This is a genomic window from Amycolatopsis sp. NPDC041971, assembly GCF_055588925.1.
The window spans coordinates 197,738-221,715 of sequence record NZ_JBVJCE010000006.1 but is presented as its reverse complement, the minus strand read 5'-3'; the positions used below and the strand labels follow the sequence as shown (position 1 = coordinate 221,715).

At 70.0% G+C, this 23,978-nt stretch carries 7 protein-coding genes; 5 read left to right on the top strand and 2 right to left on the bottom strand.

Translation table 11 applies throughout. The annotated features are described in order from the left end of the window. Positions 1-86: 86 nt before the first annotated feature. The gene (locus tag ACZ6DT_RS15435) at positions 87-179 is read left to right on the top strand and encodes a CGNR zinc finger domain-containing protein (RefSeq protein WP_465594875.1); all 93 of its coding nucleotides are present in this window, start codon (positions 87-89) and stop codon (positions 177-179) included. A gap of 47 nt (positions 180-226) precedes the next feature. On the opposite strand, the gene ACZ6DT_RS15430 is transcribed toward ACZ6DT_RS15435, so the two are convergent. Further along, entirely contained in the window at positions 227-676 is a 450-nt protein-coding gene (locus ACZ6DT_RS15430; RefSeq protein ID WP_465594498.1) for a DUF2243 domain-containing protein, read from the bottom strand. A 302-nt stretch (positions 677-978) separates the two neighbouring features. On the opposite strand from ACZ6DT_RS15430, the gene ACZ6DT_RS15425 reads away from it, so the two are divergent. Together ACZ6DT_RS15425 and ACZ6DT_RS15420 are read left to right on the top strand one after the other, a co-directional pair. After that, positions 979-1,653: a hypothetical protein gene (locus tag ACZ6DT_RS15425; protein ID WP_465594495.1), complete on the top strand. Its 675-nt coding sequence runs from the start codon at positions 979-981 to the stop codon at positions 1,651-1,653. A gap of 154 nt (positions 1,654-1,807) precedes the next feature. Beyond that, positions 1,808-2,773 carry a TIGR03557 family F420-dependent LLM class oxidoreductase gene (locus ACZ6DT_RS15420; protein ID WP_465594493.1) on the top strand — a complete coding sequence of 322 codons (966 nt, stop codon included), beginning with the start codon at positions 1,808-1,810 and terminating at the stop codon, positions 2,771-2,773. A 51-nt stretch (positions 2,774-2,824) separates the two neighbouring features. Here the strand turns inward: ACZ6DT_RS15420 and ACZ6DT_RS15415 are convergent, their stop codons facing one another. Further along, positions 2,825-3,964 carry a hypothetical protein gene (locus tag ACZ6DT_RS15415; protein ID WP_465594490.1) on the bottom strand — a complete coding sequence of 380 codons (1,140 nt, stop codon included), beginning with the start codon at positions 3,962-3,964 and terminating at the stop codon, positions 2,825-2,827. A gap of 577 nt (positions 3,965-4,541) precedes the next feature. On the opposite strand from ACZ6DT_RS15415, the gene ACZ6DT_RS15410 reads away from it, so the two are divergent. After that, the gene (locus tag ACZ6DT_RS15410; RefSeq protein WP_465594487.1) at positions 4,542-5,810 is read left to right on the top strand and encodes a serine hydrolase domain-containing protein; all 1,269 of its coding nucleotides are present in this window, start codon (positions 4,542-4,544) and stop codon (positions 5,808-5,810) included. A 112-nt stretch (positions 5,811-5,922) separates the two neighbouring features. Beyond that, the gene (locus ACZ6DT_RS15405) at positions 5,923-23,973 is read left to right on the top strand and encodes a non-ribosomal peptide synthetase (protein WP_465594484.1); all 18,051 of its coding nucleotides are present in this window, start codon (positions 5,923-5,925) and stop codon (positions 23,971-23,973) included. The last annotated feature ends 5 nt before the right edge of the window (positions 23,974-23,978 follow it).

The window sequence follows — 23,978 nt, the reverse complement described above, 5'->3', positions numbered from 1 at the left end:
CTCTCCCCTCTCATGGAGCGTCTCTCTCCCTCCCCCCCCCCCCCCCCCTCCTCCCCCCCCCCCCCCCCCCCGCGCGCCCGGAACGGATCAAGCGGTGCTCGGCGTATCCGGTGTGCACGCTGTACTTCGACGACACGACTCGCAACGGCACCAGGCGATGGTGCTCCATGGAAACCTGAGGCAACCGGGCGAAAGCCGCTCGTCACTATCGTCGCGAACGTTCGGCTTAGCGACCACGCACGCTGTTCAGCGCCTCTCGTCGTCGTGTCATAAGGGTGCCGATCGTGACCAGCACGGCGCCCAGCGCCAGAAAACCGAGGTCATAGGCTAGCTGATGGGCGCCTAGGCGGACGTGGTGGACGCCGAGGATCAGGTGGTCGACCGTGCCCTCGACGAGGTTGAACACACCCCAGCCCGCGAGCGTCCCGCCCCAGAGAACGGGGGCGGGCAACCTATTCCCGCGGTTGAGCAGGACGACGCCGGTGACGACGAAGATCAAGCACAGCAGATGGAACAGGCCGTCGCCGACCATGTTCAGGTGGAGGTCTTCGGGAGTGTCGGGCGGGTACCAGCTCGACAGCATGTGATGCCACCCGAGGATCTGGTGAGCGACGATGCCGTCGATGAAACCGCCGAAACCCAGTCCGAGTAAGAGCGAGGACGCAGGGAGTCTCATGAGGGCACGGTTAGCCTGGGCTGCCGCGGGTCAAACACCGGTTTTTGGACCTTCCGGGCCGCGCACAGAAGCTCGAACGCTCCCTCCGCAATTCAAGCATCGTGTTGTCCCTGCGCGAAAACGCGGCCGGTGACCGGCGCCCGATTTCTCTCCGTGTGTCACCGGTACCGGGGGCGACAGCAGAGGGTGAGCGACCAGCGGGGCAATGCACCTTCAAGGAGTAGCCGTGGGGATAAGTGACACGAGTGGGTGTGGAATCAAACCTTGCTTTCGGGTGAACACGTGCTCGTGGTCAGGCGACAATGGGTGATCGGCGGTCAGAGACAGCCGCCCCGGGGAAGGCGTCGAACAGATTTCGGATTGCCGGTCTTCTTGCCGTAGCCGACACTCGGTACATGGATAGCATGGTCTCCGAAACCGAGGAAACAACCGAGTCCGACGTCCGGTTCCCGATCGTTCTGCGGGGGTATGACCGTCGGCAGGTCGATGAATACGTGCGGACGGCGGAGAAGCGCGCGGAGCGGCAGGAGAAAGCCCGGAGGGCGGCGGAGCGCAGGCTCGCCAAAGCCCAGGTTCCCGCACCTCGAACCGCGGAAGCCGACCAGTCCAGCGGGTTGGGAAGGCGGATCGAAAAGATCCTCGCGGTCGCCAAAACGGAAGCTCAGGAGATCAAAGATCAGGCCCGCAAAGAGAGCGAGAAGCTCCTGGCGGCCGCCGAGAGGACGGCTGTCGACGCGGAGAACACTCGTAAGGAGATCGAACGCGCCGCCCAACGTGAAGCGCAACTCATCGTCTCCCGTGCGGAGGAAGAAGCCGTCGCGATCCGAACGGTGCATCGGGCGGTGCTGGCCGAACTCGGCCAGATTTCCCACGCCGTCGACGAATTGTGCGATCGCTTCGGCGGCGAGACCAAGGCCGAAAAATCTGCCGAGAAGGTGCCCGCGGCTTTGCCGGCCGTTCCCACGGACGGCGAGTGAGTTCGCCGCCGGTGCAGCCGTGACCTCTCTCGCTCAGGGGCGCCACCTGCGAATGGGCCGTGTTCGAGGTGGTCACTCCTTCAAGCGTCACCTTCTCGTGGACGATGACCGGGATCCAGGTGTTTCGGCAACGCTGAGGTGGTAACCGAGGTCCATGACGTCTCTTGGCTATTTTCTTTCCTGCGAGCAGTACGGCCCCCACGAGCTCGTCGCCCAGGCCCGCGCGGCCGAGCGTGCGGGGTTCGAGCGGCTGTGGATCTCGGACCATTTCCATCCTTGGAATGACGCACAGGGCCAAAGCCCCTTTGTGTGGTCGGTGATAGGAGCCTTGTCGGAGGCCGTTTCGCTACCGGTCACGACGGCGGTGACGTGCCCGACCATCCGGATTCACCCGGCTGTGCTCGCGCAGGCTGCGGCGACCGCGGCGGTTCAGCTGGACGGCCGGTTCGTCTTGGGGGTGGGCTCGGGAGAGGCCCTGAACGAGCACATTCTCGGCGACGCGTGGCCGTCGGCCGGTCAGCGACTGGACATGCTGGAAGAGGCTGTCGACGTCATTCGCAAACTGCACGCGGCAGGGGCACGTGGCGAATCGATGAGCCACCATGGGACGCATTATGAAGTGCAGGACGCACGCATCTACACGATGCCGGCCGAACCGGTGCCGATCTACGTGTCCGGGTTCGGCCCGCAGGCCACCGAGCTCGCCGGACGGATCGGCGACGGGTACTGCACGGTCAAGCCCGACGCCGATCTCGTCCGCGCCTTCCGTCAAGCCGGCGGTGGTGACAAGCCGGTACAAGCCGGGATGAAGGTCAGCTGGGACGCCGACCCCGAAGCTGCGCTGGACCGAGCACACCGTCTGTGGGCCAACGACGCCTTGCCCGGTCAGCTGGCGCAGATCCTGCCGCGACCCGAGGACTTCGAGGCCGCTACGACCTTCGTGCCTCGAAAGGACGTCGGCGAGGCGATCGTGTGCGGCGACGATCCGAAAGCACACGCCGAACGGGTGCGTCAGTTCGTCGACGCCGGAGTGGACGAAATCTACGTCCAGCAGATCGGTTCCGACCATGAGGGATTCTTCCGAGGCTGGCAAGAGCACGTCCTGCCGGAGTTCCACTGACAGGTGCGTCACCGGAGCAGAGGAAGTGCGCCAGTCGCCTTGGAAGAAGCGTCAGTGCGACCAGGTGACGATGGTGATGAACTCGTCGGCCGCGACTGCGAACCGGGTGCCATCCTGGTGCACGGCCACGGCGGGCTGATGCTCGAGCCCCCAGCCGATACCGCCAGTGCGCTCCCCGGTCGCCAGGTGTGGCCACGCTTCGAGCACGGCGCCGGTCGCGGGGTCGACGAGCTTCGGGTGCCTGTAGAGGCTTAGCAGGTACTTCCCGAACCGGTGGAGGGTGCCGAGATGACCTTGGACGGGCGCTTTGCCCTCCCAGGTGCCCGTCCGCATGGACCACACGCCGAGGTCGCCTGGGCAGAGCTGCTGCGGTTCGCGGCCGCCGGTGCCGGGTTCGGCGCAGAACGCGACGCGATCGTCGTCAAGCCAGCATGCCGACTCGAGCTCTCCCTGAAAGAGCCCGCTCGGGAGTACGCCGTTCGTGTCGAGCGAGGCCGGATCCGTCAGTGCGAGCCGGAGATCGTAGGCCTGGGGGACGCTGAAAGGGTGCCAGATCCAACCCGCGCTGAGCAGCCACCGGTTTCCGGGGCTGACGGCCAGCCGGGAGTGGTAGTAGTCGTCCGCCGCACCGTCGCGAGCGGTCAGGCGCTCCCCGGTCTCGACCTGCTCGATTTCAAGCCTGCCGCGATGTTCGGGGCAGGAGATGAGGGCTTCCCGTCCGTCCGGAAGCGTCATGAAGGTGACGGGGAAGAGGAAAGCGTCGGGATCGTCGTCATCGCGGGTGACTTCGCGGACGGGCTCGCCCCGGTCGAGCAGCTGGGCATTCGACCCGTACTCGCCATAGACGACCTGGTACCGCCCGGACGGTGACACGGCCGTGGAGTCGTAGGGGGCAGGGAAGGGATACTGAGGACTCCCATCCCCGGGGCCGTCCGGATACCAGGTGTAGCCGCTCACCCAGTCGGCGAGGCCGTCGCCGTGCCAGGTCAGTGTCTTCGGCGCCCGGCCGGTCGTCGGCCATTTCTCTTCGCTTTCCATCTCGTCTCGCATGGTGACAGCCTGCCGCGGAAGCCGCACGCGAATTTCGGCGACACCGGCGTCGCGCTGCACGAACAAGCCGAGATGCCCGACCGACGCCGCAACGACCGGCAACGCCGTCCGCCCGACCAAGCGATGCGACCTCCACTCCATCCAGCGCCTGTTTACGGGTCGGATGTTTGAAAAACTATTTCATGGGTATACGACATGGTTTGCGCAGGTCGCATTTCGGCTCAACATTTTTGTCACGTGCTGTTGGGAAAATTTCACAGCGAAGTCGAATTTATGGTTTTCTTTCGATGTAACGGCTCCCCTGAGTCGACTGCGGCGGTGTGATACACCAGGTGGAGCCAGGTTTCAAGGGTGACTGGACCACGGTTCCACGGCACGGAATTGACAGATGGCCAATTTTTCCATGCCGCGCTCAAATTGCGATCTTGGCAATTCTGTGCTTTTTGATTGCGGGCCGAAATGATCTTCGATTGTTTCCGGATTGGTCCACTTGGTGGTATCGAAAGCGGAGCCGGGTTGACAATGTGTAAGACGTCTCTTGGCGAGAATGATGCGCGGCGACCTTCTCGGGACGCCACAGCGGTCATTGGTACGTGCGATCTACTCCTGTGGCAGTTGAAGTGTTCGGAAGGTCTGTTCGGTGTTTTCGTCAGTGGCAGAGTCGTGTGTTCCCCCAACGTCCGGAAGGCAGCCGGTCCGCCCCATCCCGCCAGGCAGGTTGGCCGGGGTTCTCAGCTCTCTGATCCAGCGGCACCAGGTGCCAGGAGCCCAGCTCGCGGTGTGGCACCGCGACGAACTCTCGGTGGCCGAAGCCGGCGTGGAAGACGGTGACCGCCCGATGAGGTCGGACTCGACGGTGCCCGTCGGGTCCATCACCAAGGCCTTCACCGCGACGCTCGCGATGCTCTTGGTGGCCGACGGCGATCTCGAGCTCGACACGCCCATCGGCGAGTTCGTCCCGGAACTGCGCGGCACTGAGCTCGGCGGCCGGCTGACCCTCCGGCAGTTGCTCGGTCACACCAGCGGCCTGCCCTCCGACCCCGCCGAGCACTGCTCCACCCGTCGTGACCTGCTCGGCTGGCTGCGCCCGGACCTGCTGGTCTGCGCCCCCGCCACCGCCTTCTCCTACTCCAGCGTCGGCTACGCGCTCGTCGGCATGCTCATCGAAGAAGCGACCGGCATGCCGTGGCAGGAGGCCCTCGAAACGATCCTGATCCGCCCCTTGGGCATGAACGCCGCCTTCATCGGCTGCGCGGGCCGGGAGCCGAGCGCCAAAGGACACGCTGGCCGTCCCGGAGCCCGGCCCCGGGTGGTCGAGCAGATGCTGGCCCCGGTGCTGGCGCCCGTGGGTGGCCTGGCATTGAGCGCCCGCGAACTGATCAAGTTCGGGCAGGTTCATCTGGGTAATCCCTGTCTGCTCGACGAGGAGACCGCGAGGGAGATGTACGCCCCTGGCGACGCCGAACCCTTCGGCCTCGCTGACGGCTGGGGGCTGGGCCTGGCGCGGTTCCATGGCAAACGCACCACCTGGCTGGGCCACGACGGCACGGCGGACGGCACGTCGTGCCACCTGCGCGTGGACGGCGAAGGGCAGACCGTCGTCGCGTTGACCACCAACGCCGTCGGAGGAGCGGCGCTGTGGTCCGCGATGCTGCGGGAGCTGCGCGCGCTCGGCCTCGACATCCCGGATTACCAGGCACGCAATGAGCGTGCCCGGCGGGTCACCGTGCCGGACGAGAGCCGCGGCGGCTATCGCAACGGGGAGCTGGAGTACGTCGTGGAGACCGACACCGAGGGTGTCGTGTGCCTCACGGTGGACGGTGAGGTCCACCGCGACCTGGCTCTCTACGACTGCGGGACGATGTCGGTCCCGGATCCCGCCACCGGACTGCGGGCCGACTGCGGCCGCATCGTCCGCGATCCTCGCACCGGACGGGTCACCGCCTTGCAGGTCGGCGGCCGTCTCGCCGAGCGGGTGAGTCACTGAAGGCGGTCGCGCCGCCATAGGGCCCGCGAGGCCTGTCTTCTTCCCCTATGTCTCCGTCCCCCCGTCTCTGTCGAGGCGGTCCTCGACGCGCGCTCGGAAGGTTCGACGTTTCATGACATCGCAGGACATCGCCAGAGCCCACCACCCTGAGCCCGCTGCGGACGCCGGCGTGAGCCTCCCCGGACTGTTCGCGCGTCAAGTGGCGCGCACCCCGGACGCGATCGCCGTGACCGGGGACTTCGCGCCGTTGACCTATCGGGAACTCGACGAGCGGGCCAACCGGCTCGCGCACCGCCTGACGCGGCTCGGCGTCCGCGCCGAGCACCCCGTCGCCGTGAGCCTGACGCGGTCGGCCGATTTCGTCGTCGCCGAAGTCGCGATCGTCAAGGCCGGCGGTGTCTACGTCCCGCTCGACGCGCGGGCCCCCGAGGCGCGGTCGAACCGGGTGCTCGCCGAGGTGAAGGCCTCGGTCGTGCTCACCGACCGGGAGCACCCGCTCCACGGTGTCCTCGCGCAGCGCCTCGACGACCCCACCCTGGAACACGAGTCCGCCGGTTCACCCGGCACGGTGGTGGATCCGGAGCAGCTCGCGTACGTGATGTACACCTCCGGTTCGACCGGTGTGCCGAAGGGCGTCGCCGTGACGCACCGGGACGTCGCGGCGCTGGCGGCCGACAGCGGGTTCGGCGACGCGCACGAGCGGATCCTGCTGCACTCGTCACCGGCCTTCGACGCGTCGACCTACGAGCTGTGGGTGCCGCTGCTGAACGGTGGCACCGTCGTCGTCGCGCCACCGGACGACCTCGGCGTCGAGACGTTGCGCCGGATGGTGTCCGGATACGGGGTGACGGCGTTGTGGTTGACCGCCGGACTGTTCCGCGTCGTGGCGCAGGAGGCTCCGGACTGCTTCCGTGGCGTGCGGGAGGTCTGGACCGGCGGGGAGGCGGTCCCGGCGGGCCCGGTCCGCCGCGTCCTCGAACACTGTCCTGGCCTCGTCGTCGTCGATGGGTACGGGCCGACCGAAACGACGACTTTCGCCACCTCGCACCGGCTGCCGTCACGCGATTCGGTGCCGGAGCGCCTGCCTATCGGGCGGCCGCTGGACGGGATGCGGGCCTACGTGCTGGACACCGGGCTGAACCCGGTCCCCGACGGCGAGGCAGGGGAACTGCACCTCGCCGGATCGGGCCTGGCCCGCGGCTACCAGGCGCGTCCGGGGCTGACCGCGGAGAAGTTCGTCGCCGACCCGCTCGGCCCGGACGGCGATCGCATGTATCGCACGGGTGACGTCGTCCGCCGGAACGACCGCGGCGAGCTGGAATTCCTCGGCCGTGCCGACGAACAGGTCAAGATCCGCGGCTTCCGCATCGAACTCGGCGAGATCGAAGACGTGCTATGTCGGCACGACGACGTCAGTGAGGCCGTGGTCGTGGCGCGGGAAGACCGGCCGGGCGCCAAACGGCTCGTCGCGTACCTCGTCACCCGCGGCGACGGCGGAGAGGAACCGGACGGTCTGCACGCGTTGCTCACCGAGACTCTGCCGGATTACATGATCCCCTCGGCGTTCGTCGTCCTGGGCGGCCTGGAGCTGACCGCCAACGGCAAGGTCGACCGGCGCGCCTTGCCCGAACCCCCGGCGGAAACGGTGGAGTACGTCGAGCCGCGGACCGTCGCCGAGCAGCGGGTCGCCGCGATCTGGACCGACGTGCTGGGTGGCGACCTGGTGGGCGCCACTGACGATTTCTTCGCCCGGGGCGGCGACTCGATCCTCGTCGTGCAGGTGCTTTCCCGGCTGCGCACGGAGTTCGGGACGGAGCTGACGGCGAAAGCACTGTTCGACGCCCCCACCGTCGAACGGCTCGCCCGGCTGTTGCCGGAGACTCCGGACCCGGCTCGGGCCGAGCCGATCCCGGTCGCTCCCCATGATCGTCCGGTGCCGATTTCCCCGGCACAGCGGCGACTGTGGTTCCTCGACGAACTGTCCGGAAACGCCGCGACCGAGAACAACACCGGCGTCGGGCTGCGGCTCTCGGGTCCGCTGGACGTCGATGCCCTCGCCAACGCGCTCGACCTGCTCTGCGCACGTCACGACTCCCTGCGCACCACGTTCGACGTGGTGGACGACGAGGGCGTCCAGCGGATCACCGAGTCCGCCTTCATTCCGCTCCAGGTCCGCCGACTGTCCGATCTGGACGATCTGGACGGCGAACTGACCACCGAGTTGTCGCGGCCGTTCGATCTCCGGAGCGGCCCGCTGACCCGGGCCACCCTGTTCGAACTGGCGGACCGGGAGCACCTGCTGGTGCTCTGCCAGCACCACATCGTCACCGACGGAGCGTCCATCGGCATCCTCACCGAGGAGCTGATGGACCTCTACGCCGGGAAGACACTGCCGGAACTTCCGGTGCGTTACGCCGATTTCGCCGCCTGGCAGCGTGACCGCCTGACCGCCCCGGCGCTGCGCCCGCATCTGGCGTACTGGCGGCAGCGGCTGGACGGCCTCGAACCGCTCGCCCTGCCGACCGACCGGCCCCGCGCCGCGCAGCGGGCCACCGAGGGTGCGGTCCACCGGCGGCCGCTGCCCGCGGCTCTGGTCGACCGGCTCGCCGAACTGGGCCACGAGCACGGCGCGACGCTGTTCATGACGCTGACCGCCGCCGTGCAGATCCTGCTGGCCCGCCACAGCGGGCAGCAGGACGTCGCGGTCGGCACGGCCGTCGCCGGCCGGGACCGCGCCGAACTGGAGAAGCTGACCGGTTTCTTCGTCAACACCCTGGTGCTGCGCTCGCGGGTGGCCGACGACCGGCCGTTCACCGGATTCCTCGGCGAATTCCGAGAAACCGTGCTGGACGCCTTCGCGCACGCCGACGCGCCGTTCGACCGGGTCGTCGACGCGGTGCGGCCCGAACGCGACCCCTCCCGGACGCCGCTCGTGCAGGCCGTCGTCGTCCTCCAAAGCCCGCTCGTGCGGCCACGCGACGTCGCCGGGCTGAGGGTCACCGAGCACGACCTGCCCCGGCCGTCCGCTCGCTTCGACCTCGTGATCGAGTTCTGGCCGCGCAACGGCGCCTTCGAGCTCGCGATCGAATACAGCACCGGTCTGTTCGACGCCGTCACCGTCGAACGCCTGGCCGCCCGGCTGGAGACCCTGCTGACCGGGATCGCCGCCGATCCCGCCCGTCCGCTCGGTGACCTGCCGCTCACGACGGAGGCGGACCGGCGTTTCCTGCTTCCCGCCACAAGTCCCGCCGCCCCGGTCGAGACCGTCCCGTCGGCCTTCGACCAACAGGTCACCCGGACGCCCCACGTCCCAGCGGTGACCTGTGGGGACACCTCGCTCACCTACCGTGAACTGCAGGAGCGCGCCGACTGGCTCGCCTGTCACCTGATCGAACTGGGTGTGCGGGCGGAGGACCGCGTCGGGATCCTGATGGACCGCTCGGCCGACCTCGTCGTCGCCGTCCTCGCGGTCCTCAAGGCAGGCGCCGCGTACCTGCCGCTCGACCTGCGTGCGCCCGCCGCGCGGATGCGGCGGATCCTTGACGGCTCGGCGTTGTTGCTGACCGACGCCATTTGGGCGGACGTCGCCGCCGACGTGCACCCGCGGCCGCTTCAGGTGGTCGTCCCGGCGGAGCCCGGTGAACGGCCGGGCATCGATCTGGATCCCGAGAACCTGGCGTACGTCGAGTACACCTCGGGTTCGACCGGCGTGCCGAAGGGTGTCGCGGTGCGTCACGCGGACGTCGTCGCGCTCGCCGGGGACGGCCGGTTCGCCGGCGGCGCGCACGAGCGGGTGCTGCTGCATTCGCCGCTGGCGTTCGACGCGTCGACCTACGAGCTGTGGGTACCGCTGCTCAACGGCGGTGAAGTCGTCGTCGCCCCGCCGGGAGACCTCGACGTCGACCGGTTGCGGCAGCTGATCACCCGGCACGGCGTGACCGCGCTGTGGCTCACCGCGGGTCTGTTCCGGCTTGTCGCGCAAGAGGAACCCGACTGCTTCACCGGTGTCCGCGAAGTCTGGACCGGCGGCGACGTGGTCCCGGCGGAGACGGTCCGTCGGGTGCTCGCCTGCTGTCCCGGGCTCGCCGTGGTCGACGGCTACGGGCCCACCGAGACGACCACATTCGCCTCCGCCTTCCGGATGACGTCACCGGAGTCCGTGCCGGACGTCGTACCGATCGGTACCCCACTCGACGGGATGCGGGCGTTCGTGCTCGACGCCCGGCTACGGCTGGTGCCGCGTGGAGTGGTCGGCGAACTGTACGTCGCCGGGCCCGGCCTGGCCCGCGGCTACATCGACCGTGCCGGGGCCACCGCCGATCGCTTCCTCGCGAACCCGTTCGGCGCGCCGGGAAGCCGGTGCTACCGCACGGGTGACCTGGTGCGCTGGCGTTCCGACGACACGCTGGAGTTCGTCGGCCGGGCCGACGACCAGGTCAAGATCCGGGGCTTCCGGGTGGAGCCGGCGGAGGTCGAGGCCGCGCTCACCGAACGGGCGGACGTCGCGCAGGCTGTGGTGCTCGCGCGGACGGACACCGGGCGCAAGCGGCTCGTGGCCTACGTCGTCCCTGCGCCGGGCACGGCACCGGACGCGACGGCGGTGCGCGGCGCGCTGGCGGAGGTGCTGCCGGACTACCTGGTGCCGTCGGCGATCGTGCTGCTCGACGCGCTTCCCTTGAGCCCCAACGGGAAACTCGACCAGCGGGCCCTGCCCGAACCGGCGCTCGACCTGCCGTCCGTCCGCCGCACGGCGCCGCGGACGGAACCCGAGCGGGTGCTGGCCGTCATCTGGGCCGAAGTGCTCGGGCTCGACGAGGTCGGTGTCGAGGACAACTTCTTCGACCTGGGCGGTGACTCGATCCTGAGCATCCAGGTCGGCGCCAGGGCGCGCCGGGCGGGTCTCGCGCTGAGCACCAGCGACCTTTTCCGGCACCAGACCGTCGCCGCGCTGGCGGCCACGGCCACCGAGACGGGCGGAACGGCCGTGCGGGGCCCGGTGTCCGGTGAGGCGCCGTTGACCCCGATCCAGGAGTGGTTCTTCGCCACCCAGACCCGCCGGCCCGAGCGGTTCGACCAGTCGCTGTCGATGGAGCTCACCGCGGATGTCGACGAGGTCGCGTTGCGCACGGCGCTGTCGGCGCTGGTCGAGCAGCACGACGCGCTGCGGATGCGGTTCGAGTGCGCGAACGGGCGGTGGCGTCAGGTGAATCCGCCGCCCGGCCCGGTGGACGTACTGGACGGACCGTCCGAAGTGGACCTGGGACGCGGGCCGTTGCTGCGGGCATGGGTGTCCGAAGAAGACGGTCGCAAGATGCTTCGGCTGGCCGCCCACCACCTCGTCGTCGACGGGGTGTCCTGGCGAGTGCTGCTGGAGGACCTGGACCTGGCCTACCGGCAGGCGGTCCGGGGCGAGGCCGTCGATCTCGGACCGAGGTCGACGTCGTTCCTCGAGTGGGCCCGCCGCCTGGCCGACCGAGCCGAAGCGGGTGGGTTCGCCGGAGAATCGGCCTACTGGCAGGACTTCGACGGCGACACGTCGGTGCCGGTGGACGGTGCGGGACCGAACACCGCCGGTGCCGCCCGGTCGGTGACCGTGCGGCTGACCGAAGCCGAGACGACCGCGCTGACGCGTGACGTGCCCGCCGTATACCGCACTCGGATCAACGACGTGCTGCTCACCGCGCTCGGCCGCGTCCTGCGGGACTGGACCGGCCACGACCGCGTCGTGGTGGACCTCGAAGGCCACGGCCGTGAGGATCTGTTCGAGGACGCCGACCTATCACGGACGGTGGGCTGGTTCACCAGCCTGTTCCCGGTGGCGCTGGAGGCCGGTGGTGACTGGGGCCGGGCGCTCAAGACGGTCAAGGAGCGGTTGCGGGCGGTGCCCAGCCGCGGCGTCGGCTACGGCGTCCTGCGTTACCTCACCGGGACGGCGCCGGAGATCACCCCGGCGGTCAGCTTCAACTATCTCGGTCGATTCGACCCCCCGGTCACCGACGGCGGCCTGTACGCCGCGGCGGGCCGTGAACTGACCTTGGACGTCGCCCCGGAGGAGATCCGGCCGCATCTGCTCGACGTCGTCGGCCGCATCGACGGCGGAGCGCTGGAGTTCGACTGGTTCTTCGCCGAGGGCGTGCACGACAAGTCCACAGTGGATGGTCTGGCGAACGCGCTGCTCGACGCGTTGCGGGAGATCATCCGGCACTGCGCCGAACCGGAGGCGGGCGGCCGGACACCGTCCGACTTCCCCCTGGCCGCGCTGGACCAGCGACAGGTGGACGCGCTCGCGGGCGACGGCCGCGCGGTCGAGGACCTCTATCCGCTGACCCCGATGCAGGCCGGGATGGTCTTCCACGCCCTGGCGCCGGGCGGCACCCGGGTCTATTTCGAACAGCTGACCTTCGTACTGGACGACGTCCCCGACCCGCGGCGGCTCGGTGCGGCTTGGCAGCGGGTGGTGGACCGGACGCCGGTGCTGCGGAGCCGGGTCGTCTGGGAGAACGTGCCGGCGCCGCTGCAGCTGGTCGAACGGGACGTCACCCTGCCGATCACCCACCTCGACTGGACCACGCTGTCCACGGTGGAACGTGAGGAGGCACTGCGGCCGTTGCTGGAGGCCGACGCCGAGGAAGGGCTCGATCCGGCCCGCGCGCCGTTGACGCGGCTCGTCGTCGTCAGGCTGCCCGGTGACGCCGTGCGAGTGGTGTGGACTTTCCACCACGTGCTGCTCGACGGCTGGAGTGTCTTCCAGGTGCTGTCCGACGTCATCGCGCTGGCACGGGGCGATGACGGGGCGGTCCCCGAACGGCGGCCATTCCGCGACTACCTCGCCTGGCTGGCCCGCCAGGACGACCGGGCCGCCGAGGAGTACTGGCGGGCCGAGCTCGCCGATCTGCCCGCGGCGACACCGTTGCCGTACGACCGGGTGGCCGTTCGCGGGCACACGACCACGTCCGCCGACCGGGTGGCCGCCGAGCTGGACGAAACTGCGTCCGACCGGCTGTACGCGTTCGCGAAACGCCATCGGCTGACGGTGAACGCCGTCGTCCAAGGCGCGTGGGCGCTGTTGCTGTCGAGGTACAGCGGTGAGCAGGACGTCTGTTTCGGCGCGACCGTCTCGGGCAGGCCACCCGAGCTGCCCGGGGTGGACGACATCACCGGCATCTTCATCAACACCCTGCCGGTGCGAATGCGTGTGGACGGCGGTGCCGGGCTGGTCGACTGGTTGCGGGAAGCACAGGCCCGGCAGGTCTCCTCACGCCGGTTCGGGCATCTCGCGCTCACCCGGTTGCAGAGCTGGAGCGGTGTCCCGGCGGGGACGAACCTGTTCGACAGCATCGTGGTATTCGAGAACTACCCGATCGACGAACTCGCCGACGGGCCGCGAGTACGGGAACTGCAAGCGGCCGAGCGGACAAACTACCCGCTCAGCGTCGTGGTCTATCCGGGACGACGGCTTTCGCTGGTGCTCGGCTACGACCCGGCCCTGTTCGACGCGGAGACGGCCGAACGGCTCGCCACCCATCTGGGCGTGTTGCTGCGGGGCATGGCGGACGTAGGGGTTTCGGCGATCACGATGCTGACCGAAGCCGAGGAAAGCCGCGTGGTCCACGAATGGAACGCCACCGGCACGGCGTTGCCGGACGCCGCGCTGACGCCGTTGTTCGAAGCTCAGGTACGGCGCACTCCGTCGGCCGTCGCGGTGGCCACCGAGACCGGGTCCCTGACCTACGCCGAGCTCGACGCACGCGCGAACCAGCTGGCGCACCTGCTGTTGCGGCACGGCGTCCGTGCCGAGGAGCGGGTCGCGGTGGTGATGGACCGCTCGGCAGACCTGGTCGTGGCGGAACTGGCGATCACCAAGGCGGGTGGCGCCTACCTGCCGCTGGACCTGCGGGCACCGGCGGACCGGTTGCGCCTGCTGCTGGCCGAAGCCGAGGCGAAGATCGTCGTCACCGACACGGCACGGCGGCCGCAGGCGGAGGACGTCCACTGTGGACAACTGCTGACGGTCGACGACGCCGCGGGCGAACCCGCGACGGCCCCGGGTGTCCCGACCGATCGCGACCAGCTCGCCTATGTCATCTACACCTCGGGCTCGACCGGCTCGCCCAAGGGTGTCTCAGCGCGGCAGCGCGACGTCGTGGCGTTGGCCTGGGACCGGCGGTTCCGGACCGGAGCGCACGAGCGGGTGCTGCTGCATTCACCGCATTCGTTCGACGCCTCCACCTACGAGCTGTGGGTGCCGCTGCTCAACGGCGGCTGTGTGGTGGTCGCACCGGCACGGGAACTGGACGTCGCGACGCTTCGCCGGGTCATCGCCGAGCACCGGGTCACCGCGGCGTTCCTGACCACGGGGTTGTTCCGGCTGGTGTCGCAAGAGGATCCGCGGTGCTTCGCGGGAATGCGGCAGGTGTGGACCGGCGGTGACGCAGTCCCGGCCGCGGCACTGCGCCGGGTGCTGGAAGCCTGTCCGGACACCGTGGTCGCGGACGTCTACGGGCCGACGGAGACGACCACTTTCGCGACCGTGCGGTTGATGTCGTCGGTCGCCGAGGTGCCGGACGTGGTGCCGATCGGCGGGCCGCTGGACAACACGCGGACCTACGTCCTCGACGCCGGGCTGTCCGCCGTGCCGCCGGGGGTCCCCGGTGAGCTGCACATCGCCGGGGAGGGCGTGGCTCGCGGATACCTGGCCGGCCCCGGTCTCACGGCGGACCGGTTCGTCGCCGACCCCTTCGGCACCGGCGAGCGCATGTACCGCACCGGGGACATCGTGCGGTGGACAGCGGAGGGGCAGCTGGAGTTCGTCGGCCGCGTCGACGAGCAGGTCAAAGTCCGTGGTTTCCGGGTCGAGCTGGGGGAGATCGAGGCGGCGCTGGGGGCGCATCCCGCGCTCGCACAGGCCGCGGTGCTCGCGCGGGAGGACAACGGCGTCAAACGGCTGGTGGCCTACGTCGTCGGGAAGGGCGGCATGCCGGACACCGCCGAACTGGGGGAGTTCCTCGGCCGCGTCCTGCCGGACTACATGGTCCCGGCGGTGTTCGTCGCGCTGGAGCGGCTTCCGGTGAACGTCAACGGGAAACTGGACCGGCGGGCGTTGCCCGTGCCCGATTTCGGCGGTCGGCGCGACACCGCTCACGTGGCGCCGCGGCCGGGCCCGGAGACCGTGCTCGCGGACATCTGGGCCGAGGTGCTCGGAGTCGGACGAGTCGGCGCCGAGGACGACTTCTTCGCGCTCGGCGGAGACTCGATCCTCAGCATCCAAGTGGTCTCCCGCGCCCGGCAGGCCGGACTCGACCTGCTGCCCGGTGACCTGTTCACGCACCGCACCATCACCGAACTGGCCGCTTCGGCGGGCGACGTCCACGAAACCGTCGACCGGGGCCCGGTCAGCGGCGATGTCGCGCTCACCCCGATCCAGCGGTGGTTCTTCGCCACGCAGACCGACGATGCCGGGCACTTCGATCAGCGCGTCGAGATCGCGCTATCGGCTTCGGCCGACCCTGACGCGGTGCGCACCGCGCTGGCCGCGCTGGTCGAGCACCACGACGCGCTGCGGATGCGGTTCGAGCGGACCGGCCACGGCTGGCGGCAGGTGAACGCCCCGGTCGATCCCGCGGCCGACATCCTGGACTCACCGGTGGATCGCGACCTGGCGACCCGGCCGATGCTGCGCGCCACGTTGTCCGCATCCGGCGGGCTCACCCTGTCCGCGCACCATCTCGTGGTCGACGGCGTGTCATGGCGGGTGCTGCTGGAGGACTTCGACAAGGCCTACCGCCAAGCGGTACGCGGAGAAGTCGTCGACCTCGGCCCGCGCGGAACCTCCTTCCAGGAATGGGCGCAGCGGCTGGCGGAACACACCGCCGCGGGCGGGTTCGACGACGAACTCGATCACTGGCGCGCCGCGGCCGCGACGCCCGCCGTGCCGGTGGACGGCGACGGCCAGAACACCACCGCGGCGATGCGCGAGGTCACTACGCGCCTCGGCGTCGAGGAGACCGCGGCACTGTTGCGCGCGGTGCCCGACGTGTACCGGACGCAGGTCAACGACGTGCTGCTCACCGCGCTGGGCCGCGTGCTGGCCGACTGGACCGGCCGGGACCGGGTGCTGGTGGATCTGGAGGGTCACGGCAGGGAGGAGCTGTTCGACGGCGTCGACCTGTCGCGGACGGTCGGCTGGTTCACCACGCTGTTCCCGGTCGCACTCGACGTCCCGGACGACTGGGGCACGGCACTGAAGTCGGTCAAGGAGCAGCTACGAGCGGTACCCCGCCGCGGCATCGGCTACGGCGCCCTGCGTTACCTCGCCGGGACGGCGCCGGAGATCGCACCTCAGGTGAGCTTCAACTACCTCGGTCGCTTCGACGCGGATTCCGGCCGTCTCGAATCGGACGACAGTCCGCGCTCGGTTCGCGCGCATCTGCTGGACGTCGTCGGCCGCGTCGAAGGCGACGAACTGGAATTCTCCTGGTACTACGCGGAGGGCGTGCACCGGGAGGAGACGATCGCCCGGCTGGCCGGGTCGCTGGTCACCGCGTTGCGTTCGATCATCGCGCACTGCGCCGAGCCCGGTGTCTGGGGCCGCACGCCGTCGGACTTCCCGCTCGCCCGGCTCGACCAGGCGACGGTGGACCGGCTCACCACCCCGGATGTCGAGGACATCCACCCGCTGACGCCGATGCAGTCCGGCATGGTGTTCCACGCCCTGTCACAGGGCGAGGAGCGGGTCTACTTCCAGCAGGTGGCGTTCGTCCTCGACGGTGTCACCGATCCGGACATCCTCGCGCGGGCCTGGCAGCGCGTGGTCGACCGGACGCCGGTGCTGCGCACGCGCATCGTCTGGGAGGGCGTCGACGAGCCCGTGCAGGTGGTCGGGCGCGAGGTCACCGTGCCGGTCACCCACCATGACTGGCGCGCACTGTCCGAAGTGGAGCGTGAGACCGCTTGGCGGGACGTCCTCGATCGCGACCGGGCCGAAGGGATGGACCTGACGGCAGTGCCGTTGCTGCGGCTCACGCTGGCGCGGTTGTCCGGCACCGAGGTCCGCGTGCTGTGGACCTTCCACCACGTGCTGCTCGACGGGTGGAGTGTGTTCGGGATCCTGTCCGACGTCTTCGCCTGCCACGGCGCGTTCATCCGCGGGGGAGCCGAGGACCTGCCCCGACGGCGGCCGTTCCGCGATTACGTCGAGTGGCTCGCGAACCAGGACGACCGGCTCGCCGAAACACATTGGCGGACCGTGCTCGGCGATCTCATCTCACCCGCGCGGCTGCCGTTCGACCGGCCGCCCGCGCAGGCGCACACCACCCGCTCGTCCGAATGGCTGACGGTCGAACTGGACGCGGACGAGACCACGCGACTGCGGGAGACCGCCCAGTGCGCCGGGCTGACGCTGAACACACTCCTGCAGGGCGCGTGGGCGCTGCTGCTCGCGCGGTACAACGGTGACCGCGACATTTGTTTCGGTACCACGGTTTCCGGGCGGCCGGTGGACCTGCCGGGAGCGGACGACATCGCCGGCATCTTCATCAACACCCTGCCGGTCCGGGTCACCGTGGCGGACGCGGTCAGCGCGTCGTCGTGGCTGCGGGACCTGCAGGCGGGCCAGGTCGAATCCCGGCGGTACGGGCATCTGCCGCTGACCCGGCTGCAAGGTTGGAGCGGGGTGCCCGCCGGGGCGAACCTGTTCGACAGCCTGGTGGTGTTCGAGAACTACCCGATCAACGAGGAGGCCGCCACCGCGCACGGCCTGCGGCTGCGGGCGCTGGACGCGGTCGAGACGACCAGCTATCCGCTCAGCGTGGTCGCCTCGCCGGGCGACCGGTTGTCGATCGACCTCGGCTACGACCCGGATCTGTTCGAGGCGGCTTCGGCCCGGCGGATCGCGCGGCAGCTGACCGGTGTCCTGCGGAGTTTCGGCGAGGACCTTGGCAGGCCGCTGGACGAGATCGACCTGCTCACCGACGCCGAACGGCGCCAGGTGCTCATCGAGTGGAACGACACGACGAGCCCGGTGCCCGAGCGCACGCTCGGCGAACTGTTCGCCGAGCAGGTGCGGCGGACGCCGGACGCGCCGGCGCTGTCCGCCGACGGTGTCGAGCTGAGCTATGCCGAGCTGGACGCTCGCGCGGACCGGCTGGCACAGCGGCTGGACCTCGGGGTCGAGGAGCTGGTCGGCGTGCTCATGGAACGCGCGCCCGAGCTGGTGATCGCCGAACTGGCCATCGTGAAGGCGGGCGGGGCGTACCTGCCGCTGGACACCCGCGCGCCCGAATCCCGCCTGAAGAGCTTGCTGTCCGGAGTCACCGCGCTGGTCACCGACCGGGAATGGGAACCGGTGGCGCGGTCCCTCCACGCCGGGCCGGTCCTGGTCGCCGAGGATGTCGAGCCGTCCACGCCGCGCCGCCTTCCGACGCCTCACCGGGACAACCTGGCGTACGTCATCTACACCTCGGGCTCCACGGGAACGCCCAAGGGAGTCTCGGCACGTCACCGCGACGTCGTGGCGTTGGCCTGGGACCGGCGGTTCCGGACGGGGGCACACGAGCGGGTGCTGCTGCATTCACCGCATTCGTTCGACGCCTCCACCTATGAGCTGTGGGTGCCGCTGCTGGCGGGCGGTTGTGTCGTGGTGGCGCCACCCGGTGACCTCGACGTCGACACGCTCGCCCGCGTCATCGCCGAACATCGGGTCACCGGCGCCTTCCTGACGACCGGGCTGTTCCGGCTGGTGTCGCAAGAGGCGCCGGGCAGTTTCGCCGGGATGCGCGAAGTGTGGACCGGTGGTGACGCCGTCCCCGCGACCGCGTTGCGCCGGGTGCTGGAGGCCTGTCCGGGCACGGTGGTCGCGGACGTCTACGGCCCCACCGAGACCACGACCTTCGCCACCGTGCGCTTGATGTCGTCGGTCGGCGAGGTACCCGATGTGGTGCCGATCGGCGGGCCCTTGGACAACACCCGGGCCTACGTCCTCGACAGCGCGCTGCGGCCGGTGCCGCCGGGGATCCCGGGTGAGCTGCATCTGGCGGGGGAAGGGCTGGCCCGCGGCTACCTGGGCAGCGCCGGGTTGACCGCTGACCGGTTCGTCGCCGACCCCTTCCGGGCAGGCGAACGCATGTACCGCACCGGGGACGTCGTGCGGTGGACGGCGGACGGGCAACTGGAGTTCACCGGCCGGGTCGACGAACAGGTCAAGATCCGCGGCTTCCGCGTCGAACCCAGTGAAATCGAAGCGGCGCTCGCAGCCCACCCCGGGTTGGTCCAGGCCGCCGTACTCGCCCGCGAAGACCAGGGAGTCAAGCGGCTGGTGGCTTACGTCGTCGCCGAGACGGACGTGCCGGACGCGGCCGAACTGAAGGAGTTCCTGGCACGTGACCTGCCGGACTACATGATCCCGGCGGCGTTCGTCCCGCTCGAGGAGCTTCCGTTGAACGTCAACGGGAAACTCGACCGGGCGGCACTGCCGGCGCCGGACTTCAGCCAGACGGTGACCGCGTGGGCGGCCCCCGGCACGGACGCCGAACGCGCGCTCGCCGAGATCTGGGCCGAGGTGCTCGGAATCGAGGAAGTGGGCGCGGAAGCCGACTTCTTCGAACTGGGGGGCGATTCGATCCTCAGCATCCAGGTGGTGTCGCGGGCCCGGCGGGCTGGACTGCGGCTGTTGCCGAAGGACCTGTTCCGGTATCCGACGATCCGGGCGCTCGCCGCGAGCGCGCAAGGCCCGGCGCCGACCCTCGCCGAGCAGGGCCCGGTCACCGGCGACGTCCCGCTCACCCCGATCCAGCACTGGTTCTTCGCGACCCAGCCCGAGCAGTTCGACCAATCCGTCCTGGTCGAACTCGCCGAGGACGTAGACGAGGCCGCGCTTCGCGCCGCACTGACCACCGTCCTGGACCACCACGACGCCTTGCGGATGCGGTTCGTGCGCACCGAGGACGGCTGGCATCAGCACAACGCGCCCCCGGAGCCGGTGGACGTGCTGCACACGGGCGAAGTGTCCACAAAGGACTCCGACCTGCGGAACGGCCCGCTGTTCTCGGCCGTCCTGTCTCGTCCGCGCGAAGGCGGGCCGCTGCTTTCCCTGACCGCGCACCACCTGGTGGTCGACGGCGTGTCGTGGCGGATCCTCCTGGAAGATCTCGAAACCGCGTACCGCGGCGGCGACCTCGGCCCGAAGACGACGTCGTTCCGTTCATGGGCGGGCCGGCTCGCCGAGCACACCGCGGCGGGCGGCTTCGACGACGAACTGGCGCACTGGCGGGCCGTCCCTCGGCCCGCCGCGCTGCCCGCCGACCGCGACGGCGAGAACACGATCGGTTCGGCCCGCTCGGTCACCGTCCGGCTCGATCCGGACGAGACCAAGGCGTTGCTGCGGGACGTGCCCGAGGTCTACCGCACCCAGGTCAACGACGTGCTGCTCACCGCGCTCGGCCGGGTGCTGGCCGACTGGACCGGGCGGCGGGAGGTCGTGGTCGACCTGGAAGGCCACGGTCGCGAGGACCTGTTCGACGACGTCGACCTTTCGCGAACCACCGGCTGGTTCACCAGCATGTTCCCGGTCGCGCTGGAAGCCTCTGCGGACTGGGGCACGGCGCTCAAGGCGGTCAAGGAACGGCTGCGGGCGGTACCCCGGCGCGGCATCGGCTACGGCGCCCTGCGCCACCTCGCCGGGACCGCGCCGCGGATCGACGCTCCGGTCAGCTTCAACTATCTCGGCCGGTTCGACTGGGACCTCGGCGGCCTTTACCACGCCATGCGCGGGGGACTGGACGCCGACCTGGACGCGGCGGCGACGCGGACGCACGCGTTCGACGTCGTGGCCAGGGTGGAGCAGGACGCGCTCGAAGTGTCCTGGTCGTATTCGGCGAACCTGCACGATGAGTCCACTGTGGACGCACTGGCGGCCGATCTGCGCACCGCGCTGCGGGGCATCATCGAGCACTGCGCCGGACCCGGCGCGGGCGGCCGGACGCCGTCGGACTTCCCGCTCACCACACTCGGCCAGTCCCAAGTTGACCGGCTGGTGGGCGACGGCCGCGGCGTCGAGGACGTCTACCCGCTGACCCCCATGCAAGGCGGGATGGTCTTCCACGGGCTGTCGCAGAGCGAGCAGGGCCTGTACTTCGAGCAGGCGACGTTCGTCCTCGACGGCGTCACCGACCTCGACGTGCTCGCCCGGGCGTGGCAAGAGGTGCTCGACCGCACCCCGGTGCTACGGACCGCCTTTGTCTGGGACGGCCTGGCGGAACCGGTCCAGGTCGTGCACCGCGACGTCACGCTCCCGATCCGGCGGCTCGACTGGACGGACCTGTCCGAAGCCGAACGCGCGAAACGACTGCGGCGCCTGCTGGCCGAGGACCGTGAGGAAGGCCTCGACCTCGCCCGTGCACCGTTGATGCGCGTCGCGCTCGCCCGGCTCTCGGACACCGAAGCACAGGTGCTGTGGACTTTCCACCACGTCCTGCTGGACGGCTGGAGCGTGTTCGGCGTGCTCGGCGACTTGTGCGCGGCCCACGCCGGAGGAGCGCTGCCGTCCCGGCGCCCCTTCCGGGACTACCTGGAATGGCTGGGCGGGCGCGATGACGACGAGGCCGAACGATTCTGGCGGCACACCCTGGACGGCGTGGGGGAGCCGACACCACTGCCGTGCGACCGGGTGCCGGCGGAAACCCACACGACCTGCTCGGCTACCTGGCTGCCGTATTCGCTGGACGAAGCGGACACCGCCCGGCTCGACGCGTTCGTCAAGCGGCACGGACTCACGCTCAACGTCATGGTCCAGGGCGCCTGGGCGCTGCTGCTGTCGGTCTACAGCGGACGCCGTGACGTCGTGTTCGGCGCCACCGTGTCCGGCAGGCCCGCCGAACTGTCCGAAGTGGACGAGATCCTCGGCATCTTCATCAACACCCTGCCGGTACGTGCCGACGTCGACCGTTCGGCAGGGGTGGCCCGATGGCTGAAGGACCTGCAGAACGCCCAGGCGGAGGCGCGCGGATTCGACTTCGTGCCGCTGAGCAGGTTGCAGACCTGGACCGGTTTGCCCGGTGGCGTGAACCTGTTCGACAGCCTCGTGGTGTTCGAGAACTACCCGATCAAGGACGACGCGGCCGCCGAGCACGGTTTGCGCGTCCGCGACCTGGCGGCCTTGGAGACGACGAACTTCCCGATCACCGTGGTCTCGTCGCCGGGACCGCGGCTGGCGGTGGAACTCGGCTACGACCCCGATCTGTTCGACCGGGCGACCATCGAAGGCATCGCCGGACGTCTGCTCCTGCTGCTGCGCGAACTCGCCGCCGACGGCGACCGCCCGCTGGGTCGGGTGCCGGTGCTCGACGCGGGCGAGGAACGGCTCGTGCTGCGTGACTGGAACGCCACCGGCGACGAGCCGGCGGCACGCTCGCTGCCGGAGGTATTCGCCGGACAGGTCCGCGACCGGCCGGACGCGCCCGCGGTCGTGTCCGCCGGCGAGGTCCTGAGCTACGCGGAGCTGGACCGGCGAGCGAACCGGCTGGCGCACCGGCTGCTCGCGCTCGGGCTCTGGCCGGAGGACCGGGTCGGCCTCGCGGCCGAGCGGACGAGCGCGTTCGTGGTCGCCGAACTGGCCATCGCCAAGGCGGGCGGCGTCTACGTGCCCCTGGACACCCGCGCCCCGGACGAGCGCCTGCGGCTGCTCCTGACCGGCGTCGAGTACGCCGTCACCGACGAGACCTGGCTGAGCACCCTTTCGCGCGTGCACCAGGGACACGTCGTGGTCGAGCCGGAGACGGGGCCGGACCACGACCCGGGTATGGCGGTCGATCCCGAGCAGGCGGCGTACCTGATGTACACCTCAGGTTCCACCGGGACACCGAAGGGAGTCGCCGTCCGGCACCGCGACGTCGCCGCGCTGGCGGCGGACCGGCGGTTCGCGGGCGGCGCGCACGAGCGGGTGCTCCTGCACTCGCCGCCCGCCTTCGACGCCACCACCTACGAGCTGTGGGTGCCGCTGCTCAACGGCGGCACGGTCGTCGTGGCACCGCCCGCCGACGTCGACGCCCACGCCGTGCGGCATGCGATCGCCGAGGACGGCGTGACCGGCCTCTGGCTCACCGCGGGCCTGTTCCGGGTGCTCGCCCAGGAGGCGCCGGACTGCTTCACCGGACTGCGTGAGGTCTGGACCGGTGGTGACGTCGTCCCGGCCGCCGCCGTCCGGCAGGTGCTGGACGCCTGCCCTGGCCTGGGGGTGGTGGACGGCTACGGTCCGACCGAGACGACCACCTTCGCCACGTCGTTCCCGATGTCCACTGTGGCCGAAGTGCCGGACGTGGTGCCGATCGGCCGTCCGCTGGACGGGATGCGCGTCCAGGTGCTCGGTCCCGATCTGACGCCGGTTCCGCCAGGGGTGCCGGGGGAGCTGTGCGTCAGCGGAGCGGGGCTCGCCCGTGGCTACTTCGCCCGTCCCGGCCTGACGGCGGATCGCTTCACCGCCGATCCGTACGGGCCGCCGGGTACGCGGATGTACCGCACCGGGGATCTCGCCGCGTGGACCGCCGACGGACGGGTCCGGTTCCTCGGCAGGCTCGACGAGCAGGTCAAGCTCCGCGGCTTCCGGATCGAACCGGGCGAGGTCGAAGCGGCGCTGGCCGCCCACCCCGCGATCAGGCAAGCCGCCGTGATCGTCCGTGAGGATCGGCCGGGGGCCAAACTGCTCGTCGCCTACCTGGTGGGCGACGACCTGCCCGCGGAAGAACTGAAGGGCTTCCTCGGCCGGACGCTGCCGGACTACCTGATTCCATCCGCGTTCGTCCAGCTCGACACGCTTCCCTTGAGCCACAATGGAAAGCTCGACCGACGTGCGCTGCCCGCGCCAGATCTGGCCGAGACGCGACCGGCGTACACCGCCCCGGAGACCGACACCGAACGTGTCGTGGCGGGGATCTGGGCCGAGGTGCTCGGGCTGGAGCGGGTCGGCGTGGGGGACAACTTCTTCGATCTCGGCGGGGATTCGATCCGGAGCCTGCACATCGCCTCCCGGGCGAGCGCGGTGTTCGACATCCGGCTCACCCCGCGCGACGTACTGACCGCCCGCACCGTGGCCGTACTGGCCGAGACGGTCGAGGAGAAGATCCTGCGGGATCTCGAGCTCCTCGCCTCCGGTGACACCACCACCGAACTGTGAGGACA